Source organism: Novosphingobium sp. (genome assembly GCF_025351285.1).
Lineage (GTDB): Bacteria > Pseudomonadota > Alphaproteobacteria > Sphingomonadales > Sphingomonadaceae > Novosphingobium.
Genome location: NZ_JANXWG010000114.1, coordinates 1 through 3,585 on the forward strand (window position 1 = coordinate 1; position 3,585 = coordinate 3,585).

At 65.9% G+C, this 3,585-nt stretch carries 2 protein-coding genes; one reads left to right on the top strand and one right to left on the bottom strand.

Going from position 1 to position 3,585, the window contains the following annotated elements:
- Positions 1-3,302 (bottom strand): glycosyltransferase (locus Q0R16_RS14100; protein ID WP_295637284.1); only part of this gene is annotated, 3,302 nt, incomplete at its 3' end.
- Positions 3,303-3,369: 67 nt separating this feature from the next.
- On the opposite strand from Q0R16_RS14100, the gene Q0R16_RS14105 reads away from it, so the two are divergent.
- Positions 3,370-3,585 (top strand): hypothetical protein (locus Q0R16_RS14105; protein WP_295637288.1); only part of this gene is annotated, 216 nt, incomplete at its 3' end.

Consider the following 3,585-nt stretch of genomic DNA (forward strand, 5'->3'; position numbering starts at 1 on the left):
CCCCAGCCCACGCCCAGCCCCGATAGCGCGGCGCCCACCGCGCGGATCACCACGCCGTACATCAACTGGCGATAGACGAAGCGCTGGCTGAGCAGCAGGAACGGGTGGAAGCGTTTTTCGCGGGGGTCGAGCCGGGCGGCGACGAAGCCGCAGACCAGGTCGATCGTGCTGAATGCCGCCCAGAACAGCGCCATGCGCAACAGATCGGTCTGGGTCTGCGCAAAGCCGTGCTGGGCCAGGCGGATCGAGGTGCCGACGATCGAGATCGCCAGCGCCAGGTCGATCAGTGGGCTGATCAGCGCGAACAGGATCTGGAACAGCCACGCTTGCGGAATGCCCACGTAAGCCAGGCCGCCGGGCTTGCGCTTGCGCAGGATCGCGCGGTGTTTCCACAGGCATTGCAGCGTGCCGAATGCCCAGCGGAAGCGCTGCTTGCCCAGCGCGCGCAGTGTTTCTGGGGCCTCGGTCCAGGCCACCGCGTCCTCGTCGTAAGCCACGCTCCAGCCGGCGCGCTGGATCGCGATGGTCAGGTCTTGGTCCTCGGCCATCGTATCTTCGGGGAAGCCGCCGACGGTTTCCAGCGCAGCCCGCCGCCACGCGCCGACCGCGCCAGGCACGACCATGATCGCATCGAACCGCGTCAGCGCGCGGCGTTCGATGTTCTGCGCGGTGACGTATTCCACCGCCTGCCACTTGGTCACGAGGTTGACGCGGTTGCCGACTTTGGCGTTGCCCGCGACCGCGCCGATGGTCGACCGCGCGAACCAGCGCACCAGCCTGGTGATGGTGGTGGTCTCGAACTGGGTGTCGGCATCGAGCGCCACCACCACGTCGCCCTTGGCCACGGTCAGCGCGCGGTTCAGCGCCGCTGCCTTGCCGCCGTTGACCAGCGTCATCAGCCTGACCCGTGGGTTGTCGCCATAGGCCGCCGCGACGATTTCGCTGGTGCGGTCTTTCGAACCATCGTCCACCACGATGACCTCGACGTTGGCGTAATCGCTTTCGAGGATGCGGCGTACCGAAGCCTCGATCACGCGTTCTTCATTGAAGGCGGGGATGATCACGCTGACCAAGGCTGTGGACGGCGCATCTTTGGGCAGCCCGATCCGGCGTTCGGGGAACAGCGCCAGCGCGGTCAGCCCCAGCGCGCGCATAATGCCCAGCGCGATTGCGAAGAAGAACAGCCAGTCGAGCCCCGACAACAGCGTGGCCAGCATCGCGAACAGCCCGACATCGGCCTGCACCGCAATCAGGTCGAAGCCCGAAACAGCCGGCATCACCTGGTCCTGCCGCAGCCCGGCCAGCGTGGACACGGGCACGAAGCGGTAGCCCTCCTTCTGCAAGCCCTCGATGATCCCGGGCAGCGCGTCCAACGTCTGCTGCCGATCGCCACCACCATCGTGGAGCAGCACGATGTTGGCCGAGCGGTCGGCATTGCCGGCGGTCACTTCATCGATCGTGTCCTGGATGATGAACGGCGCGCCGGGCCGCTTCCAGTCGAGCGGATCGACGTGCAGCCCCACCACGGTGTAGCCGCGCTGCTGCGCCTGCAATGCCGGGCCAAGCTCGTCGGGCGTGGTCGGTTCGGCATCGCCGAAGTAAGGCGCGCGGAACAGCCGGGTCGATCGGCCCGTATAGGCCTCGATCAGCCGCTGCGTGGCGTTGAGCTCCAGCGCCACGCCGGTGCGGCCCTCGTCGGCCATGTTGGGGTGGGTATAGCTGTGGTTGCCGATCTCGTCGCCATCGGCGATCATCCGCTGGAGCAGGCCACGATTGCCCACACCGTTTTCGCCGATGATGAAGAACGTGGCTGGCACGTGGTACTTTTCCAGCACCGACAGGATCGCCGGGGTCCACTTCGGATCGGGGCCATCGTCGAACGTCAGCGCCACCAGCTTGTCGCGCGCGCCGGTTTTCTGGACGACGAAGGGCGTGGGCAGTTTGGTGTAGTCCTCGCCGGTGACCAGGCCGTTGCGAGCGTCGAAATCGACCGTGCGCGTGCCCGGCGTGGGGGTTGCAGTCACGCGCAGGATTTCACCCTTGCCTTCGACATCGACATTGGTCGCCTCATCGATGCGGGTGAGGTCGGGCCGGGCGTTTCCCCCCCCACTTGATCCGTTATCGCGCCAGGCCTTTAGCGTCGGCCAGAACCCCGGGTCCTCGGCGCCCAGTCGCCACAGCGCCACGTCCTTGATGCCCAGCTTCGAGAGCATCTGCATCTCGTTCCACGACGATGCGGCATCGAGCAGCCACACTTCATGGCGGCTGCCCTGATCATCGAACGCAAAGCCCACGTTGCCGCTGGCCTTGTTGTAGATTTTCGTCACGCCGCTGTCGTGCGCATCCAGCCAGCCTTCTTCCACGGTCTGCGTGTCGGCCTTGCCGTCGTGCCAATCGTATCCGTAATTGCCCAGCGCGACGATCGCCTTGCCCTTGGGCAGCCCCGCCAGGCTTTGCGAAACGTGGTTCCAGAACCAGCCATCCGACGCGACCGGGCCGGGATCGCCGGGTTCGGAATGTTCGTCGTAAGCCATGAGAATGATTTTATCGGTGACGTTGGCGAACGCGGGCAGGTTCCACGTCGGATCGTCGACCGGGACGGTGGTGGTGACCACCTTGTGCCGAGGCCCCAGCGTGGCGTGCAGTTCGCCCAGGAAGGTTTGCAGGTCGCGCAAGCTGTTGGCCGGCATCCGCTCGAAATCGACCATGATCCCGCCGTAACCGCTGACCGCGATGTAATCGACGATCTGCTTTTCCAACGCGGCGCGGCGGGCCGGATCGTGGACGATCGCTGCGGCCAATTCGCCGTTCCACTGGCTGTTCTCGGCGTTCTGCAGCACCGGCACGACCAGCGGCTGGTGCAGCGCGCCGGTCAGCACGCGGCGTAGCGGCGCGTCGTCGGCGGTTTTCATCGTGCCCTTGGGATCGAGGAACAGCAACGTCGGCGCCACCCAATCGACCTGGCCCAGGTGCTTGGCCAGCGAGGGCGCGCTCGATTCGGTCCACGAGGTGTAGAACGCCAGCGTGATCGGCGCGGTGCCCGCTTCGGCGGCCTTCACCACGCCGGCCTGGCGGTGGAACAAGTGGCCGAGCCGGGCCGACAAGCTGGAAACCTGGCTTTTCAGCGGCAAAGCTGTGCGGCGCTCGAACCCCAACGGCAGCGGCGAGGGGGTGGAAACTGTCAGCACGGTCGAGGCGAAAGCAAGGCTCAGCAGCACGATCAGCGCAAGCGCGCCCAGCGCCCACAGCCGCGCATTGCGGCGGCGGCGACCCGTGGGATCGAAAAAGACCGGACGTGCCAAGCTTGGTTTCCCGAATTGTCGTTCGTGCAAGGCCGATGTGGACCGCTTGCAGCGTGCCCTTAGGCCCATGCGGCTGGCGATGCCATGGCCACCAGATTACGATCTTTTCATCCATGCCGATCGGCGAACGGGATCGAACTGCAACAACAAACGTTTGTGGCGGCAGATGGACGGCGTAAACAGGCGGGCCGGCATCGTGACGGGGCAGCCAATGGCCAATGAGAATGCGACAGCGAGCCTGGATGCGGCACCCTACCGTTTTGCGCCGCACGAACGGCCGCTG